Source organism: Maribellus mangrovi (genome assembly GCF_037646455.1).
Lineage (GTDB): Bacteria > Bacteroidota > Bacteroidia > Bacteroidales > Prolixibacteraceae > Draconibacterium > Draconibacterium mangrovi_A.
The window spans coordinates 1,286,253-1,303,408 of the sequence record NZ_JBBIXN010000001.1 but is presented as its reverse complement, the minus strand read 5'-3'; the positions used below and the strand labels follow the sequence as shown (position 1 = coordinate 1,303,408).

Sequence of the window (17,156 nt, the reverse complement as noted above, 5' to 3'; positions counted from 1 at the left end):
GCAGTTGGCATTTAATCGGATGTAAAGAATTCATAATTCGCTGATTATTCTTATATTTGACCCGAAAATTCATTTGTTCGAATTTTAAAGAGGAAACATGAAAACAGAAATTTTAGAAGAAAAGTCGATTCGCAGGAACCTCTACCGTGTTTTGCGTAAGACAGGTGTAAACAGAAGCAACATCTGTTTAAGTGCTTCTTTTATTGAGGATCTGCATTTCGATAAAATCGACTGGACCATATTTACTTATTACCTCGAAAAGATCTTTAACATTAATATCAAGGACGAGGAATTAAGCAAATTTGACGATGTAAACGACACGCTGCATTACTTACGTGGAGAGTTGCTCTACTTAAGTAATTAGAATGAAAAATGAGTTTATTTGATAAAGGACCTTATTGTTGAGGTCCTTTTTTTATGAACTTTTCAGGAATAAAATTGTAATTTGGGTAATTGTTAACATTAAAAAAATAAAGATGGAAAACCTTTCAGAACAAATTTATGGGATTGTAATGGAGTACGGCCCAAAGTTGATCGGTGCGATTGTTACCCTGATTATAGGTATGTGGGTCATTTCAATTATTCGCGGTGTACTCAGAAAAAATTTCGAAAAAAGGGAAGTTGATCCTTCGTTGCGCGGATTTCTAAACAGCATGATTGGTATTGGTTTGAAAGTGATGCTGTGGATGGCTGTAATCGGTATGATGGGGGTTGAAATGACTTCATTTATTGCCATTCTTGGTGCCGTTGGTTTGGCCGTTGGTATGGCGCTTTCGGGAACGCTGCAGAATTTTGCCGGAGGTGTAATGATTCTTCTCTTTAAGCCTTTTAAAGTAGGTAATTATATTAGTGCCCAGGGCCACGCCGGAATTGTGAATGAGATTCAGATTTTTAATACGATTCTGAAAACTCCCGACAACAAAACCATTATTATTCCAAACGGTGGTTTGTCGACCAATTCGATGATAAATTTCTCGGCAGAGCCGAAACGACGTGTTGATTTTACTTTTGGAATTGCTTATGGCGACGACGTTGACAAGGCAAAACAAGTATTGATGAAACTGATAAAAGCCGATGAACGAATTATCAATGATCCGGCTGAACCGTTTATTGCTGTTAGCGAACTTGCCGACAGTTCGGTTAACCTGGTAGTTCGTGTTTGGGCTGAAGCATCAAATTATTGGGGAATTTATTTCGATTTGCACGAAAACGTATACAAAACATTTGCCAAGGAAGGTCTCAATATCCCATTCCCGCAAATGGATGTTCACGTTCAGAAATAGTTATTACTTTGAAAATATACTTAAGGCTGTCGGCTTGTTTGCCGACGGCCTTTTTTGACTCATTAAAAGTAAGCATAACATTAATAGGTAATTAGCCGTAGTGATTGCCGGAAATAAAATTTAGATTACATTTGTGCGCTCAAAAACCGATAGGCTCTGATCAAAACTACTTTCTCGATTGTTGTTTAGAAATAGAAAATTGAAAAACAGGCATGAAGGTTATAGTCGGAATTCTTTTATTATTTGGTGTATTGCTTGCACTTGGAACGTGGATCAGCAATAAATTCTCAAGAAACAACAAGGAGTCGGAACCTGAAGAGGAAGATAAACTGGAAATACCTTCTGATTGTTGTGGTGCCCACGAAGTTTGCGAATTTGAAGAAATGCTGCAAAATCCGGAAGAGATCGTGTATTACGAAGACGAGGAACTGGATCGATTCAAAGGGATTTCTGCCAATGCCTATAACGATGAACAGATCGATGAATTCCGCGAAGTTCTGTATACCTTAAAAAACGACGAAATCAGAATGTGGCTGTTAAGTATTGAGCGCAGGAAGCTTCAATTACCGGCAATTTTGCGCCAGGAAGCTATGTTGATGGTTGCCGAAGCCTCATGAATACGTCTCAAACGATTTTAATTTGATCTCCTGACACTTCAATTACGTCACCTTTAATTAGTTTGGCCCGCTTCCGGTATTCCGGTTCACCATTGCGAATTACCTCACCATTTTCAACAATTATTTTTGCATGCCCGCCGGTTTGAGCTATCCTTAAAAGTTTAAGAAGTTTAAGCAATTCAATGTAATCTTCGGTAAGTGTAAATTCACGCATTATAAACCCAGTTTCGTTTTAATCTCTTGTGGAATAGCATCTTTGTGTACCAGTATCGCTATGGTTTTCAAACGAACATAGTCATCGGTCATGTGCAAATAACCGCCAAAATCGTTACTTTCGGCACCCCACGAATTTTTGGTGTAAAAGCAGTCTCTGCCTTCCGAATCTTTCGACAAACCTACGAGGTGCATCAGGTGATCGTCGGTAGTAGTTCGATCGTAAAAGGTTTGCTGGCGTAACTTCTGATCTACTTTCCCAATTTGTTTTTCAACCACATCGGCTTTTCCCTTTTTATGCTGAAATGTTTTTTCGCTGGTGTCTCCATCCCAGGCAACTGTGTAACCGTTGTTCAGCGAATAGTACATCACTTCCATCAACTCGTCAATGGGCAGATTGTAGTATAATCCGTGGGCCCAGTTATCGGGGATCTCCAGCACAAACTGCTGATAAAAAGGATGATGGCTGAACGAAGACAGTTCAACATAGTCGTCCGTATCGATCTCGAATTTGTCCCTCAATTCGGTTGGCGAGTATTTTCCGTCATCAGTTTTAATGTTTTTTGGAAGCTTGCCCACAAGGTCTTTTAAAACTTTATCATAGCTTTCTAAATCCGACACATCAATCTCGTCCTGTTTCATTTTATTGATGTCGATTGCCTGGCTTTTGAGTTTGGCCACTAGTTCACGGTGTTTGTATTCACCGTCGACCATAATTCCGGGGTAAGCTTCGTAGCTTGATATTCCTTGCTCGCCAACAATTTTCAGTACATCGTGAGATACACTGCCCTGGCCATAGTTGTTGTTTCCGTGATAGAGCAAATACTGAAATGCCTTGTTTTTATAATTGTAATAAACGAAATACATTTCCGAAAGATTGGTCTCTGGAAATCCTTTGCGCATTATTTCCGACTCCAGGAAACTTGTTGTGGCAAAACTCCAGCAGGTGCCCGTACTGCCCTGGTCTATAACAGGAGTGTGGGGGAGTTCCTTTACGATTGTAAATTGTTCGTATTTTGTTTCATCCTGTGCCGAAATTACTCCGGTAACAAATAACAGAATTGCTGTTAAGGCCAATAACTTCTTCATATTTTATAACTTTTTATATTCTTCTTTTACCTTCCTCGGCAAACTTTCTAAAATGAGTCGATACGAGTCGTCAATCATTTCGCGAAACAAGGCGGGAGGCACTGTCCCGTTTAATTCAATGGTATTCCAGAGTTGTTTGTTCAAATGATAGCCCTGAGTAATCGCGGGGTAATGTGCCCTGAGTTCGATATTTTTTTCGGGATCATTTTTTAAACTTACCCGTGAATTATCTAGGCCCAGCAGGCAAAACATTTTATTCATTACCTTAAAAACCAAGGTGGTTTCGTTAAACGGAAAACTTTCGGTAACAGCTTTCTTCGTAATACAATATTCTCTTATTTCTTCAACGTTCATGTTAAAATCGCAAGGTTTAAAAATAACAGAATTAGGTAGAATTAAGAATTATATTTGACGTCATTTTTTTTGACGTGTCTGCATATCATTACATGGTGGGGTAAAAAGCATCTTTAAAATGCTCGAGTTCAAACTTCTGGTGAACAAAAATTACCGTGATCACATCGAAACGTGTTTCTACATCGAGGTCGTTTTCAACAATGTATGCATCGGCTGCCTCAACAATGTGCTTTATCTTGGTATTGGTTACTGCTTCCGAGGGGTGCTCATAACGCAGACCTGTGCGGGCTTTCACCTCAACAATAACCAGTTCCTCACCATCTTTGGCAATAATGTCGAGTTCGAGGTGACCGTGGTACCAGTTGGTTGCTACAATTTCGTAGCCCAGTTTAACCAAATGTTGCAAGGCGAGTCCTTCAGCCATTTCTCCAAGTTCGCGGGTGCTAACCATAACAGATTTGAGTTTAAAGTTTCATATTTATCGTAGCAGCTTAAGTGTGGTTTCGTTTTTTGAGACATCCAGTTCCCACTTTTTTCCGAACATCAATGCCAGGTTTTTTTTATCGTGTCCGGCTTGAAATCCGTAACAAACCGGATACGAATAATCGCTGGTTACTTCGGAAATAATTTGGTGTACCGATTGCCCGAAAGGTGAGTCGTTATCTTTCATGTCGGTAAAATCTCCGATGATCAATCCTGCCAGATTATCCAGTTTGCCATTAAGTCTCAACTGGTGCATCATTCGGTCGGTGTGGTACAAGTATTCATCAATGTCTTCGATGAAAAGAATTTTTCCATCGGTATCCAAATCGTAAAAAGTGCCCTGAAGGCTGCACACTATCGACAGATTTCCACCCACAAGTTCGCCGCTTGCTTTTCCTGTCCGGTTAAAACTTGAGGAATCTATTTTGTATTGAATCGAATTCCCTGTAAGGAGCTGCATCAACGTTGTGAGGTCTTCTTTTGGTTGACCGTTTTCATCGAAAAAATAGCGGGGCATTACACCATGGATACTTGGTACCTGGTAATTGTTAAGGCAACAATGCAGGATGGTAATATCGCTAAATCCTACCAGCCATTTTGGATATTCCAGAAAGCTGTTGAAATTGAGTCGGTCGATAATTCGCACTGTTCCGTAACCACCCCTCGAACAAATAATAGCGCCGCAATCCGGATCGTCGAGTGCTTCCTGTAAATCGGCCAGCCGCTGTTCATCGGTTCCTGCAAACTGAAAATGTTCGGCAAAAATATGCTTGCCCAGAACAACTTCGTATCCCTGATCTTTCAGCCAGTTAACGGCAGGAAGAACATGCTTTTTTTCGATCTTTCCTGCCGGAGATACGATTCGTATTTTTAATCCGGGTTGTATTGGCGATGGCTCTATCATTTTATCTTTTAGTTCAAAGTTAGTTCAATTTCAGAACAAAAGAATTGTTCCGGATCGTTACGTTCGTTAAGTGTTTTCCACACCGTGGAAACCGTTCTGTCGGGTGTATCGTTGTATACAATTTTGCCGCTATAAACCACCTTTACCTTTTTGTCCAGATCCATCATTTTATCATTAAGTCGGATAATCAGATTGTTGACCAATTCGGCTTTTTCAATGGTAATGGTTTGCCCTTTTATACTGGCTTTTATTTCGGAATCTTTTTTACCTTTTCCGGCAGGCACGGCCAGCCAGTAAAAACGATCGTGAGTCACTCCACTTTGAAACCAGACTACTTTCTCGGGATAAGGACGACGGCTGCACTGCGCCATCCAGTAGATAGCAGCGGTATCTTTCTTTTCCATCCAGTGTCCCATTCCTTCATGGATCTCTACATCGTGAATATAGCCTTCAGGATCGGCTTGTTGTAGCGAATCCAGCATCAGTCCCCATTCTGCTGCAATTTTATTTCTGTTGTATGCGCCATCTTCAGCGCCCATGTGGATCGCAAAAGGAAGGTTTCGCAAACCCAGTGGCGACGCATCGTTGGGATGCCCGGCCATCATAGCGGCAGCAGCCAGCTGGTCGGCCATTCGCGGAGCCAGCTGATATGTGCCATCGCCACCGGCGGAATATCCTGTCAGGTATACGCGGTTGGTATTGATGTCCTCAAATACATCGGCCAGTTGAAGGTACCTTGAAAAGAATTCGTCGATATGGGGTTGATGCCAAAGGTTCCAGGTGTTGGTTGGTGCCCGGGGAGCCATGTAAATTCCTTCTGCGGGCTCGTACAATTTTTTCTGGTTTTCCCATTGCTGGTCATTTACCTCAACCGGTGCATTCCCGCCACCGTGCATCGAAATGTACAAAGTCCAGCCTGTTTCCGGTTTTTTACCAAACTTCTTGTAGCTGAATTTAAGTTGATAGTCATCTAAAAGCAGGGTTTCATTTTCCCATTGGTCACGGAAGTCTGTTCTTAACTTTTCATCCAAATATTCATGGATCAACTTACCTGCCAGTTCACTTTCTTCTTTTGAAATTGAATGATTTAGACCTGCAATCATCTCCGGATTTTCAACCAGATAATTTTTTAAGGATTGAATTTCTTCTGAATTTTCGGGAGAGTTGCTCCGGCAAGCCCATAAAAAGAGTAGCACGAGAACCAGTGGTAATATACGTTTTGCCATTGTACTTTTATTTATTTTTTATGCCGATAAAATATCGAATAATTCTTCCACATCCTCAACAAAATAATCAGGATCGGCATTTTTTAGTTCTTCTTCCTTTCCGAAGCCATAGCCCACAGCTATTGTCGACAAGCCATTTTCTTTACCTCCTTCAATGTCAAAGAGAGTATCGCCAATCATTACTATTTCTTTAGTAGAAGTCAGTTGCTGGCTTGTTATTAAGCTGCTGATAATTTGTGGTTTAGTGGCTTTTTTGCCGTTGTAATCAGCTCCTTTTAACTGCGCGATGTACCTGTCCATTTCGAAATGCTGCATGATTTTCAGCGCATATTTTTCGAGCTTCGAAGTGGCGATATACATTCTTTTCCCAAGGTGGTCGAGTTCGGCAATCATTTCGAGTACCCCATCGTATGGAACATTTTGGTGCCAGCCGCTTTCACTGTAATATTCTCTGAAATATTCAACGGCCAGTTTGGTATCGCGCTCATTTAGGCCAAATAGCTGGCTGAAGCCCCATTGCAGCGGTGGCCCGATAAATCCGTCAAGCAAATTTTCAGGATAATCGTCGATGTGCATTTTTTCGAGCGAATACTTCAGCGAATTGATGATGCCTTGCGTATTGTCGGTCAGGGTTCCGTCGAGATCGAATATAATGTGTGTGAAATGTGCCATAATTGTATATGTGCGAAGGTAAATGAAACGCATCACTTCTGAAAATAACCGGCAAATGTCTTGTAAATTTGCCATTCTGATGATGGTTTAAGCTCACTCCTTTTTATTATCTTTGCAGCCCTAAAAATGAATTTCAGCGAACATCAAAATATTTCAGAATGAGTAAGTTCAAACGTACCCTGATAACCACAGCACTTCCTTATGCCAATGGTCCGATTCATATTGGTCACCTTGCCGGCGTTTATGTACCGGCCGATATTTACGCTCGTTACCTTCGAATGAAGCACGAAGATGTTCTTATGATCGGTGGCTCTGATGAACACGGTGTGCCAATTACATTGAAGGCTAAAAACGAGGGTGTTACGCCACAGAATATTGTCGATAAATTTCACGGTATCATCAAGGATTCGTTTGAAAAATTTGGAATTTCATTTGATGTTTATTCCAGAACTTCCGCACCGGTCCATCACGAAACGGCATCAGAATTCTTTAAAAAACTTTACGATGACGGAAAATTCATCGAAAAAACATCGGAGCAGTATTACGACGAATCCAATAAGCAATTTTTAGCCGACCGTTACATTATCGGTACCTGTCCGAAATGTAGTTTCGAGAAAGCTTATGGCGACCAGTGCGAAAGTTGCGGAACTTCGCTGAGCCCAACAGATTTGATCAATCCAACATCGGTGATCAGTGGCAACAAACCTGTATTGAAAGAAACCAGGCACTGGTATTTGCCGCTCGATGAATACGAACCGTGGTTGCGCGAATGGATTTTGGAAGGGCACCAGGAATGGAAACCTAATGTTTACGGGCAGGTAAAATCGTGGATCGACGGAGGATTACAGCCTCGCGCGGTTACCCGCGACCTCGACTGGGGAGTGCCGGTGCCGGTTGAAGGTGTTGAAGGCAAAGTACTTTATGTGTGGTTCGATGCACCAATCGGTTATATCTCGGCGACCAAGGAACTTACTGAAGATTGGGAGAAATACTGGAAAGATCCGGAAACCCGCATGTTGCATTTTATCGGGAAAGATAACATTGTCTTTCACTGTATTATTTTTCCGAGTATGTTGAAAGCTGAAGGAACGTTTAACCTGCCTGAAAATGTGCCCGCCAACGAATTCCTGAACCTCGAGAACGATAAGATCTCGACTTCACGGAACTGGGCAGTTTGGTTGCACGAATACCTCGAAGAATTTCCCGGGAAAGAAGATGTACTGAAATACGTGTTAACTGCCAATGCACCCGAAACAAAGGATAACGATTTTACCTGGAAGGATTTCCAGACCCGCAACAACAATGAGCTGGTAGCCATTCTTGGAAACTTTGTCAACCGGGCTTTGGTGCTTTTGAACAAATACTACGATGGGCTGGTGCCTGAACGTGGCGAACTCACTGATTTTGATCGGGAAACGTTGGAAGCCATTTCAGGAATTAAAGCTGAAGTTGAAAAAAGCATTGACAATTTCCGTATTCGCGAGTCTTTAAAAAATGCGATGGATCTGGCACGTTTGGGAAATAAATACCTGGCAGATGAGGAACCCTGGAAAGTTGTGAAAACCGATCCGGAACGCGTGAAAACCATTATGAATATCTGTTTGCAGATAACGGCGAATCTGACCATTTGCCTGGAGCCTTTCCTGCCGTTTAGTATGGACAAACTGCGCGGCTTTTTAAATCTTGAAAAACTGGATTGGAGTAAATTTGGAGATACTGAATTATTACCGGTCGGGCATAAAGTAAACAAGCCGGAGCTGCTTTTCGAGAAAATTGAGGATAAAGTAATCGAGGCCCAGTTGAAGAAACTTGAGAATGCGCGTAAAGCAAACGAAATGGCTGAAGCTAAAGCTGTGCCGGCCAAAGAGAACATAGAGTTCGACGATTTTGTAAAAATGGATGTTCGTGCCGGTACGGTAATCGAATGTGAAAAAGTGGCTAAAACAAAGAAATTGTTGAAACTGACAGTTGACACCGGAATCGATCAGCGCATAGTGGTTTCAGGAATTGCTGAATACTATCAGCCTGAAGACCTTGTTGGCAAGCAGGTTTCTATTTTGGTTAACCTGGCACCGAAGAAACTTCGGGGTATTGAATCGCAGGGAATGATTCTTTGTGCCGAGAATGCTGACGGATCGCTTTCAATTGTTTCGCCGGATAAAACCGTTAAAAACGGATCAGAGATTCGATAGTTCAGAAAAGCAGTTTCATTCACCCCTTTGTCTCTCTTGAAACTTCGGCATCGACATCTCCCCTTGAGGAGAGAACTGAAGAGGGATGATCTTGAAGTATGAGTTTTACTATGAAGATTGATTAAGATTACAAGCGCCAACATAGCGTTGGTGCTTTTCCGTAAGGGTTCTTGCCGCTTAAGCGGGTAGAAAACTTACTCCATTATATTTAGACCGTTTCTGTACGCAGGAGCGGTTTTTTTATATGATAATCAGGGCGGCAAGTAATATAATCAGCAGAATGAGCAGTATAAACTGATTGCGAACAAAAAGGCCAAGAAGAATCAGAATTTCCACCTCTTCGTTCATGGGAGTAGCCAGTTCGATGGTTCCTTTGTCCTTGGTTATAAATTCGTGCGAAGTATAAGTAATGATGTCCGAACCGTCGAATTTCCACGACCATTTCGACTGCCAGAAGTTCTTGATTTCGAGTTCGAACCGTTTTCCGTTAATAAGGATATCGCTACGGGTATTAAAAAAGTTGATCATAATCGTCCCCAGCAACGCCTGGCTGTTAGAATCGTAAATTTCGAGTTTCGAGAGAAAAAATTCACGGTTAAGCGTAAACAATCTGCCACTGATAATAGCCTGTGCTTTAGAGCTCACCATGCTTTCCCAGTTGATGCTCCCAATCTTTTCATTTCCCTGCGAAATTTCGAGTTTCGACCCGAAAATCTCTTTCGTCCAACTCAGTTTTTCCATCTTCCTGTCTTCGCTTTCGAAATGCAATTTATGAAAATTCGATCGAATAAATAATGGAGAACATTTACATCGGGACGTTTTGACATTTATTAACATATTGCCCGACAACAAAAAAGGTGCTGGTGTTTCGCAGTGGAATATTCTAGACGTATTCCTGTATTTTTCGAATCTGGTTTATAAACGTTTATCCGAGGTATTTTCTGAATTCGCGGAAATCTTTTACCGTTTTAAAATTACGTGGCAACGAAGGCGAATTGATCTCTACTTGAAGCCCTGTTATAAAGATTTTTTGTTTGGGGAAGCATTCTTTCAAGTCTACGAGGTATTGCTCAAGATCTTGTTTTGAAATGGCATTGGTGAAGGCAGTAAAAACAAAGTCGATTTGTTTTTGACTATTAACTTTAGCTAGGTCACCAAATGGAACTGATTGCCCGAGATAGAAAATATTGTAGCCACTTTTCTTGGCCAGGTACGAATAAAACAACAGACTTATTTCATGTAGTTCTTCTTCGTGCAAAAAGAAAAGAATGGTGGCGTTTCTGGTATTAAGCCTTTCTGTTCTGTCGATCGAAGAAATTAGTTTTTGACGGAATAAACTGGTAACAAAATGTTCCTGTGCCGGAAAAATCGAGCCGATTTGCCAGTAGGTTCCAACGCGTTCGAAAAGCTGGAAGAAAATGTTAAAGTATGCTTCTTCAAAATCGTATTTCGAAAGCACTTCGTTTAGTAGCTCTTCAAAACCTTTGTTGTCCATTTCCACCATAAGGATCATAAATCGATCGATGTAATCCGATTCGGAGGTGCGGCTCTCGGAAATGCTTAGTACTTTTTCCCTGATCTGTTCTTCTTCCCAATTGGCGACTTTCGAAATTTTAAATCCGTTTTTTGTGAGCATCGAAATGTTCAGCAAACGTTTCAGGTCGTTATCGTCGTACCAGCGAATATTTGTATCGGTTCGGTGCGGCGTAAGAAGATTGTAACGCTTTTCCCAAATCCTGATCGTATGCATTTTAATACCGGATAATACTTCGAGGTCTTTTATGGAATATCCTGTTTCTTTCATTTTTACCTGTGGATTCAGAAACCTGCCGGGATCTAATATGTTGTTCAGTGTTATCATTACAAAGCTAAACACTTTTATTTAATAATGAGGTTTTTTAGGGACTTGATTTTAAGAATTACGAAACAAATAAAAGGATTCACGAGGAATCCTCTTATTGGTATCGTCTGTCATAGCGTAATTTTATCGTGTTATTCCGGAATCAACACTTTGTCGATTACGTGAATTACTCCGTTCCTTCCCTTAATGTCTGCTTTAATAACTTGGCTCTCGTTGATGTGAACTCCGTCCGAAAGATCAACTTTAATTTTCTTACCATTCAATGTGGCTACAGAAGCGTTCGACAGATCGCTTGACATCACTTCACCACTCACCACGTGATAGGTTAAAATAGGTGTAAGTTGCTCAGCACTTAAATCATCGATCCCTTTTACCCCAAGTTGTTTAAATAAGCTGTTGAAAGCATCGTTAGTCGGTGCGAATACAGTAAACGGTCCGTCGGCGCTAAGAGCACCTGCAAGGTCGGCTTTTGTCACTGCCTCAACAAGTGTTGAAAATTCGGGATTCGAAACCGCAATTTCTACTACGGTCGAAGACTCACTGTCGTTGGTTGCGCTGGTATTTAATGATAGTCCTGAAACTAAAACTACTGCCAGCATTAATGCAAAAAATGTTTTCATTGTTTTCATTGTTCAATTTTTTAAATGGATTTATATCTGCTTAAAATGTTTTTATAAGAACCACAGCATTGCCTTTTTGCAATGCCGTGGTAATGCATTTCTATTGCGGTAGGAGGACTTTGTCGATTACATGAACTACTCCGTTTGCTCCCTGTATATCTGCTGCTATTACATTACTGTCGTTAATCTTTACCCCTGATGATAAATCGACTTGCAGCGTATTTGTTGTATTTAATGTACTTACTTCGCCATTCGCGAGGTCGGTTGATAACACATTGCCCTGAACCACGTGGTACAACAAAATTGGTGTCAGTTGAGCGGCCGTTAGTTCATCGATGCCTCCAATTCCAAGGTCCTGGAAAAGTGTTTCAAATGCCGCATTTGTTGGTGCAAATACCGTAAATGGTCCGGCACCACTAAGTGCATCGGCTAATCCGGCTTTAACCACCGCATTAACTAAAGTGCTGAAATTCGGGTTATCGATGGCAATATTCACTACCGATGGCGGCAAAATTACATGGTCAACAACATGAATTAATCCATTATCGGCAACAATGTCCGCGGTGGTAACCATTGTATTACTATTGATACTTACTCCGTTATCCACACTAATGTACACATCCATAGGATTGTTGCTAAATGTCGATAAGGTGGAATAATAACCAGTTTCAAGATCGCCCGACATGGCTTTGCTGCCAATTACATGGTAAAGCAAAATGCTTTTCAGTGTTTCAGTCGGAACATCATTGAGCGAACCAGCGCCCAAATCTGAAAGAAGCGCATTGAAAGCGTCGTTGGTAGGCGCAAAAACAGTCAATTGTGCCCCTTTATCCGAAACCGCACTAACCAGGTCAGCTTTCGTCAGCGCTTCAACCAGAATTGAAAACTCCGAATTTGCAACAGCAATATCGGCAATCGTATTACTTTCCTCCGGCATCATATCATCATCGTCATCATCACACGCAACAAAAGTTACCGCAATTGCCATCATCAGAATCGGGATTAACTTAATCCTGGATTTGAAAATTTTCATAAATTCAATTGTTTTCATCTTTTTAATTTTTAATAATCTTGTTTCAATTTTATCTGTTAAAATGTTTAACTATCACTAAAACATGGTTAAACAAATAATGTTTAAAAATAAATATAAAAAAATAAACAAAAAATTATTACTGACTCATAAAGCACGTAAATAAAGGGTTTAAATGATTTGTTAAAAAAAGTTAATACGGTTTACGCCTCATTTCTTTTGAAAGAAGTGTGCCATGTTAGATTACTTTGACATGACTGAGAAATGTTATCAATAATTTACATAGCTAAGGACTTTCTTTATAAACATATGTCGACTTAACTGTCTGTGTATCTGTATTATATCGTCTTTTGGGTTGATATTTGTCAAGCCTTAAGGGTATTTTTGATAGGAATATATCTTTAAATTGGAAGATATAACTAATTAAACATAAACTATGCCGGTTCAGTTAAAAACACTGCTCCCCCTCTTTGCATTGTTTATTCTGATATTTTTAATCGCACGTCATTTCCTCATCCCTGATTCTTTTGGCAAGTACGGTCATTATCGTGCCGATTCAATGGATGAGATTGCTGCACTTCCTGTCCACTATGCCGGGAAAAGCCTGTGTATCGAATGTCACGATACGGAAGCTGAGATGCTTGCGTTGGACCAACACGCTGGTCTGTCGTGCGAAATTTGTCACGGTCCTAATGCCAAACATGCTGATGACTATGAGGTAAAAGAGTTTCTGGTTAAAGATGGCAGTAGAAAATTTTGTGGCAGATGTCACTCCATAAATGCTGCCCGTAAGCTGGAAAATGTGATTCAGGTTGATATTGTTGAACATCACCCTGAAAAAGAAAAATGTATTGATTGTCATAATCCACATGCGGTATGGGAGATAAAAGAATGAAAAATACGCGACGGAATTTTATTAAAAAGTCGGCTGCGCTTACCGGAACGATTTTGGCAGCATCGGCGCTAAACCAGGTTTCTGCTGTAATTTTTGCTACCGAAAAGCCTGAAGATCCGGGCAAACCTTGGTATGGGATTGGGATCGATATTGAAAAGTGTATTGGTTGCGGAATGTGTGCCAAAGCCTGTAAACTGGAAAATGATGTGCCGCAGGAACCTTTTTATTTCAGATCGTGGGTAGAGCAGTACACCATTAAAACAGACGGTACAATAAAGGTTGAGTCACCCAACGGAGGAATTGATGGTTTCAAACAGTCAGTTCCGGATGAGGAAATATTTAAAACCTTTTTTGTACCGAAAATGTGCAATCAATGTGCAAAATCGCCATGTACACAAGTCTGTCCGGTTGGAGCAACTTATGAAAGTCCCGAAGGTGTTGCACTGGTGGATGAAAAATATTGTATTGGTTGCAGGTATTGTATTCAGGCCTGCCCGTATGGTTGCCGGTACTTACATCCCGAGAAAAAGACAGTTGATAAATGTACACTGTGCTACCACAGGATCACTAAAGGTTTGCAACCGGCGTGTATGGAAGTTTGCCCGACACATGCACGGATTTTTGGCGATATGAACGATACTAAAGGAGAGTTATATCAGTTTATGAAAGAACATAACTGTCAGGTTCTGAAGCCCCATTTAAATACTGGATCAAAATTATTTTATAACGGTTTAAGTGCGGAGGTAAGATAGTATGGAACATTTATACGACATGCTTAGCAGAGTTGACGGATATATTTACCCCAATGAGATTGAGCTTCACTGGGGAATCCTGATTGTACTTTACCCATATATTACCGGGCTGGTAGCCGGGGCATTTATTCTAGCTTCGCTCGAACGGGTTTTCAAAGTTAAAGCACTCCGGCCTACATATCAACTGGCGCTGTTAACCGCACTCGCTTTTTTGATTGTTGCCATAATGCCTTTGGTGAGTCATTTAGGCAAGCCATTCAGGGCATACGAAATTATGACAACACCTCATTTAAAGTCGGCAATGGCAATTTTCGGATTTATCTATCTCTGGTACTTGATGGCGGTGTTGTTGCTCGAAATCTGGTTCGATTATCGTCGCGATCTCGTGTTGTGGCAAGATCAATCCACCGGATTTAAACGCAGACTCTATAAAATTCTCACATTGGGTGTTAACGATATTTCACCAAAAACCGTGGAGTGGGATGATAAGCTGGGCTACTTTATAACAGTAGTTGGTATTCCTTCAGCTTTCCTGCTTCATGGTTACGTTGGTTTTATTTTTGGTTCCATTAAAGCTAATCCCTGGTGGTCGACAGTTCTTATGCCGGTAATCTTTCTTTTTTCTGCCATGGTTTCAGGTATAGCACTGGTTATGTTTCTGTATATGGCAGTGTCCTATTTCAGAAAAGAAAAAATAAATATGCTGTGCCTCGATGAGATTGGCAAATACCTGTTTTATGTTTTGGTGCTCGATTTTGCGTTGGAATCATTGGATCAGGTTCATCGGATTTACGAGGCCGAAGAGTCGTTTGAAATACTCGATGTTCTGGTAAACGGTAGATTGGAATACACCTTGTTTATTTTTCAGGGCCTTCTCGGAACAATTATTCCTTTGCTTACACTTGGCTTCTTACGTATTTATAAACCCCGGGAAAATATAAGGAAAGGACTATACCTTGCCTTGAGTTTACTTATTTTGATGGGTATTTTCTTTATGCGCTGGAATGTGGTTATTGGCGGCCAGTTGTTCTCAAAAAGCTTTCTCGGATTTACCAGCTTTAAATTAGGGCTAATTGGCGCAGAAGGATTTTTAATGGCTGCTTTCTGGTTGATTTTACCTTTTGCGATTCTTGCTTTTTTGCTGTGGCTTCTTCCTCCATGGAAAAAGGTTCAGGAAGGTCACACGAGCTGATCAAATACTACTTTTTAATTTAAGTTGGAGGATTGTACTATGAACGGCAACATCAATGAGCAATCGGAACTTAATAGCCTCCAAAATCAACTGAATTCTCTCGAAGAAAGGGTGCTTGGAATAGAAAAGCTGCTGCAGGAACTTAAAGCCGGTAAAAATATTTCGGATCCATCCAAAACTGCAGGATCAGTTGAGGCACTTGATATTCGATTCCCGTTTCAGGGGAAAGGTTCTATCGAAACCGGAATTGGTGAATATGGAATGGCATGGCTCGGAAACATTGTATTGCTCTTTGGAATTACCTTCCTTGTTCAGAGTTTAGTTCGCTCCGGAAATATTTTGTTATCGGTATTGAGCGGATACCTTGCCGTTGCCTTGATCTATATTGTTGCCAGGTATTCAAGCAAAACCTATACATACCTCTCCAGATTGCTGTATTACAACGGCCATTTAATTTTATATGTAATTACCTTAAGATTACATTTCTTTCAAGACGTTCCGATTATTACCAATCCATTCTTCGCCGTGGTTCTTCTGTTCGGAATTAGCCTGGTTTTGTTTTTGATTGCTTACAATAAAAAGTTCCAGTTTCTGGCAACGCTCGCTTTCCTGATGGCACTGTTTACCGGAATTGTCAGCAATTCAACCCAAGCTATGTTGGGAGCTGTTGCTATTGTTTCGGCCCTTACTTTGTTTTTGTATTACCGCTTTAATTGGATCAAGCTTGTTTATGTTTTTATCACCTTGGCGTACTTTGTTTTTCTCAACTGGCTTTTAAATAATCCATTTATTACGAATGAAGCCAACTTTCGCGAACAACCGGATTTTGGAATGTTTTACCTCTTTCTTCCCGGGTTGATTTTTTCTACAATAGCACTTCTTCCGAAGAAAGAAGAGCTTAACGGCGACTGGATAACAACAGCTCTGATCTGGAATGGGATGGGATTTACGACGGCACTCGTTCTTATGGTTTTGCACTATTTTAGTGATAATTTCATTCTGATATTCACAATTATTGCAGGCTTTTGTCTGATTTATTCAGTACTGTTAAAAAAATACTCCATTCTTAAAATAGCAGCATCCATGTACGCTATTTATGGTTTTGTGGCCATGAGTATTTTCATCTTTGGTATTTTTAAGTTCCCGCGTGCATATCTCTTACTTTCGGTTCAAAGTTTTCTGGTTGTATCGATGGCTTTGTGGTTTCGATCAAGGTTTCTTGTGCTTACAAATACGCTATTGTTCTTTTTACTGCTTATCTTTTATATAAAGGCCCCTGCTACTTTCCCATCAACCGATTTCACATTTGTGATGGTGGCTTTTATCACGGCCAGAGTAATGAACTGGAAAAAGGATCGGCTAAACCTGAAAACTGAGTTTATAAGGAATTTGTACCTCCTTGCAGGATTTGCGATGACACTGATTTCTTTGTATCACGCTATTCCGAAAACATATGTTACGGTCTCGTGGATTATTGCGGCATTGTTGTTTTTTATTGTTGGGTATTTACTCAAGAATATAAAATACCGTTGGCTGGGAATAGGAACAATGATTGCATCTTTCGTAAATCTCGTTTTTGTCGATATGAAGAATATGGACATTACTTTCCGAGTTCTTATTTTCCTCTTTTTGGCCATTATTTCTATTGCCGTTTCAGTGATCTATACAAGATTTGTCTCAAATCGGAATGAAACAGAAAGCATTGAAGAAGAACCCACTAAATAATCCAATTACGTAATAAAGGATATTTGCTGAATTGATATTAGTGAAATG

Annotated in this window: 19 protein-coding genes; 8 read left to right on the top strand and 11 right to left on the bottom strand. The window is 40.6% G+C overall.

Annotated elements, in window-relative coordinates; all coding sequences use genetic code 11:
• Window positions 1-97 precede the first annotated feature (97 nt).
• From WFY05_RS04840 to WFY05_RS04830, 3 genes are all read left to right on the top strand, one after another.
• Window positions 98-364, top strand: coding sequence for an acyl carrier protein (locus WFY05_RS04840; RefSeq protein WP_340111602.1), 267 nt, complete (start codon window positions 98-100; stop codon window positions 362-364).
• 112 nt (window positions 365-476) lie between these two features.
• Entirely contained in the window at window positions 477-1,283 is an 807-nt protein-coding gene (locus tag WFY05_RS04835) for a mechanosensitive ion channel family protein (protein WP_340111601.1), read from the top strand.
• 212 nt (window positions 1,284-1,495) lie between these two features.
• The gene (locus WFY05_RS04830) at window positions 1,496-1,900 is read left to right on the top strand and encodes a hypothetical protein (protein WP_340111600.1); all 405 of its coding nucleotides are present in this window, start codon (window positions 1,496-1,498) and stop codon (window positions 1,898-1,900) included.
• A 7-nt stretch (window positions 1,901-1,907) separates the two neighbouring features.
• Here the strand turns inward: WFY05_RS04830 and WFY05_RS04825 are convergent, their stop codons facing one another.
• The 7 genes from WFY05_RS04825 to WFY05_RS04795 all read right to left on the bottom strand — a co-directional run bounded on the left by WFY05_RS04825 (window position 1,908) and on the right by WFY05_RS04795 (window position 6,916).
• Window positions 1,908-2,114, bottom strand: a complete 207-nt coding sequence (locus tag WFY05_RS04825; protein WP_340111599.1) for an RNA-binding S4 domain-containing protein — start codon at window positions 2,112-2,114, stop codon at window positions 1,908-1,910.
• On the bottom strand, window positions 2,114-3,202 hold the full coding sequence (locus tag WFY05_RS04820; protein WP_340111598.1) for a C1 family peptidase: 1,089 nt from the start codon (window positions 3,200-3,202) through the stop codon (window positions 2,114-2,116). The genes WFY05_RS04825 and WFY05_RS04820 overlap by 1 nt, the downstream gene beginning before the upstream one ends.
• Before the next feature lie 3 nt (window positions 3,203-3,205).
• Complete coding sequence (locus WFY05_RS04815; RefSeq protein ID WP_340111597.1) at window positions 3,206-3,556, bottom strand: MmcQ/YjbR family DNA-binding protein; 351 nt, start codon at window positions 3,554-3,556, stop codon at window positions 3,206-3,208.
• 88 nt (window positions 3,557-3,644) lie between these two features.
• On the bottom strand, window positions 3,645-4,007 hold the full coding sequence (locus WFY05_RS04810; protein ID WP_340111596.1) for a YraN family protein: 363 nt from the start codon (window positions 4,005-4,007) through the stop codon (window positions 3,645-3,647).
• A gap of 27 nt (window positions 4,008-4,034) precedes the next feature.
• Window positions 4,035-4,943: a S66 peptidase family protein gene (locus WFY05_RS04805; protein WP_340111595.1), complete on the bottom strand. Its 909-nt coding sequence runs from the start codon at window positions 4,941-4,943 to the stop codon at window positions 4,035-4,037.
• Between the two features lie 8 nt (window positions 4,944-4,951).
• Window positions 4,952-6,169 carry a hypothetical protein gene (locus WFY05_RS04800; protein WP_340111594.1) on the bottom strand — a complete coding sequence of 406 codons (1,218 nt, stop codon included), beginning with the start codon at window positions 6,167-6,169 and terminating at the stop codon, window positions 4,952-4,954.
• 18 nt (window positions 6,170-6,187) lie between these two features.
• Entirely contained in the window at window positions 6,188-6,916 is a 729-nt protein-coding gene (locus WFY05_RS04795; RefSeq protein ID WP_340111593.1) for an HAD hydrolase-like protein, read from the bottom strand.
• A gap of 83 nt (window positions 6,917-6,999) precedes the next feature.
• Here WFY05_RS04795 and metG point away from each other — a divergent pair, with 83 nt between their 5' ends.
• Window positions 7,000-9,033, top strand: coding sequence for a methionine--tRNA ligase (metG, locus tag WFY05_RS04790; RefSeq protein ID WP_340111592.1), 2,034 nt, complete (start codon window positions 7,000-7,002; stop codon window positions 9,031-9,033).
• A gap of 240 nt (window positions 9,034-9,273) precedes the next feature.
• Here metG and WFY05_RS04785 read toward each other — a convergent pair whose 3' ends face one another.
• The 4 genes from WFY05_RS04785 to WFY05_RS04770 form a co-directional block, all read right to left on the bottom strand.
• Window positions 9,274-9,774 (bottom strand): hypothetical protein, encoded by a 501-nt coding sequence (locus tag WFY05_RS04785; protein ID WP_340111591.1) that lies wholly within the window; start codon window positions 9,772-9,774, stop codon window positions 9,274-9,276.
• 184 nt (window positions 9,775-9,958) lie between these two features.
• Window positions 9,959-10,894, bottom strand: a complete 936-nt coding sequence (locus WFY05_RS04780) for a MerR family transcriptional regulator (RefSeq protein WP_340111590.1) — start codon at window positions 10,892-10,894, stop codon at window positions 9,959-9,961.
• A 131-nt stretch (window positions 10,895-11,025) separates the two neighbouring features.
• On the bottom strand, window positions 11,026-11,523 hold the full coding sequence (locus tag WFY05_RS04775) for a fasciclin domain-containing protein (protein ID WP_340111589.1): 498 nt from the start codon (window positions 11,521-11,523) through the stop codon (window positions 11,026-11,028).
• Between the two features lie 91 nt (window positions 11,524-11,614).
• Window positions 11,615-12,565, bottom strand: coding sequence for a fasciclin domain-containing protein (locus WFY05_RS04770; RefSeq protein ID WP_340111588.1), 951 nt, complete (start codon window positions 12,563-12,565; stop codon window positions 11,615-11,617).
• 415 nt (window positions 12,566-12,980) lie between these two features.
• Here WFY05_RS04770 and WFY05_RS04765 point away from each other — a divergent pair, with 415 nt between their 5' ends.
• The 4 genes from WFY05_RS04765 to WFY05_RS04750 are packed head-to-tail and all read left to right on the top strand — an operon-like array spanning window position 12,981 to window position 17,108.
• The gene (locus tag WFY05_RS04765) at window positions 12,981-13,439 is read left to right on the top strand and encodes a hypothetical protein (protein ID WP_340111587.1); all 459 of its coding nucleotides are present in this window, start codon (window positions 12,981-12,983) and stop codon (window positions 13,437-13,439) included.
• A complete protein-coding gene (locus tag WFY05_RS04760; protein WP_340111586.1) occupies window positions 13,436-14,191 on the top strand; it encodes a 4Fe-4S dicluster domain-containing protein in 756 nt (251 codons plus the stop codon). Before WFY05_RS04765 ends, WFY05_RS04760 begins: the two co-directional genes overlap by 4 nt.
• A gap of 1 nt (window position 14,192) precedes the next feature.
• Window positions 14,193-15,383, top strand: a complete 1,191-nt coding sequence (gene nrfD / locus WFY05_RS04755) for an NrfD/PsrC family molybdoenzyme membrane anchor subunit (RefSeq protein WP_340111585.1) — start codon at window positions 14,193-14,195, stop codon at window positions 15,381-15,383.
• A 39-nt stretch (window positions 15,384-15,422) separates the two neighbouring features.
• Window positions 15,423-17,108, top strand: a complete 1,686-nt coding sequence (locus tag WFY05_RS04750) for a DUF2339 domain-containing protein (RefSeq protein ID WP_340111584.1) — start codon at window positions 15,423-15,425, stop codon at window positions 17,106-17,108.
• Window positions 17,109-17,156 lie beyond the last annotated feature (48 nt).

Excerpts from the sequence above, each read along its gene's own strand:
- WFY05_RS04805 (WP_340111595.1), bottom strand. The coding sequence starts at position 4,943 with ATGATAGAGCCATCGCCAATACAACCCGGATTAAAAATACGAATCGTA.
- WFY05_RS04775 (WP_340111589.1), bottom strand. The coding sequence starts at position 11,523 with ATGAAAACAATGAAAACATTTTTTGCATTAATGCTGGCAGTAGTTTTA.
- WFY05_RS04765 (WP_340111587.1), top strand. The coding sequence starts at position 12,981 with ATGCCGGTTCAGTTAAAAACACTGCTCCCCCTCTTTGCATTGTTTATT.
- WFY05_RS04800 (WP_340111594.1), bottom strand. The coding sequence starts at position 6,169 with ATGGCAAAACGTATATTACCACTGGTTCTCGTGCTACTCTTTTTATGG.
- WFY05_RS04810 (WP_340111596.1), bottom strand. The coding sequence starts at position 4,007 with ATGGTTAGCACCCGCGAACTTGGAGAAATGGCTGAAGGACTCGCCTTG.
- WFY05_RS04820 (WP_340111598.1), bottom strand. The coding sequence starts at position 3,202 with ATGAAGAAGTTATTGGCCTTAACAGCAATTCTGTTATTTGTTACCGGA.
- WFY05_RS04830 (WP_340111600.1), top strand. The coding sequence starts at position 1,496 with ATGAAGGTTATAGTCGGAATTCTTTTATTATTTGGTGTATTGCTTGCA.
- WFY05_RS04825 (WP_340111599.1), bottom strand. The coding sequence starts at position 2,114 with ATGCGTGAATTTACACTTACCGAAGATTACATTGAATTGCTTAAACTT.
- WFY05_RS04795 (WP_340111593.1), bottom strand. The coding sequence starts at position 6,916 with ATGGCAAATTTACAAGACATTTGCCGGTTATTTTCAGAAGTGATGCGT.
- nrfD (WP_340111585.1), top strand. The coding sequence starts at position 14,193 with ATGGAACATTTATACGACATGCTTAGCAGAGTTGACGGATATATTTAC.
- WFY05_RS04750 (WP_340111584.1), top strand. The coding sequence starts at position 15,423 with ATGAACGGCAACATCAATGAGCAATCGGAACTTAATAGCCTCCAAAAT.
- WFY05_RS04785 (WP_340111591.1), bottom strand. The coding sequence starts at position 9,774 with ATGGAAAAACTGAGTTGGACGAAAGAGATTTTCGGGTCGAAACTCGAA.
- WFY05_RS04770 (WP_340111588.1), bottom strand. The coding sequence starts at position 12,565 with ATGAAAACAATTGAATTTATGAAAATTTTCAAATCCAGGATTAAGTTA.
- WFY05_RS04780 (WP_340111590.1), bottom strand. The coding sequence starts at position 10,894 with ATGATAACACTGAACAACATATTAGATCCCGGCAGGTTTCTGAATCCA.
- WFY05_RS04815 (WP_340111597.1), bottom strand. The coding sequence starts at position 3,556 with ATGAACGTTGAAGAAATAAGAGAATATTGTATTACGAAGAAAGCTGTT.
- metG (WP_340111592.1), top strand. The coding sequence starts at position 7,000 with ATGAGTAAGTTCAAACGTACCCTGATAACCACAGCACTTCCTTATGCC.
- WFY05_RS04840 (WP_340111602.1), top strand. The coding sequence starts at position 98 with ATGAAAACAGAAATTTTAGAAGAAAAGTCGATTCGCAGGAACCTCTAC.
- WFY05_RS04760 (WP_340111586.1), top strand. The coding sequence starts at position 13,436 with ATGAAAAATACGCGACGGAATTTTATTAAAAAGTCGGCTGCGCTTACC.
- WFY05_RS04835 (WP_340111601.1), top strand. The coding sequence starts at position 477 with ATGGAAAACCTTTCAGAACAAATTTATGGGATTGTAATGGAGTACGGC.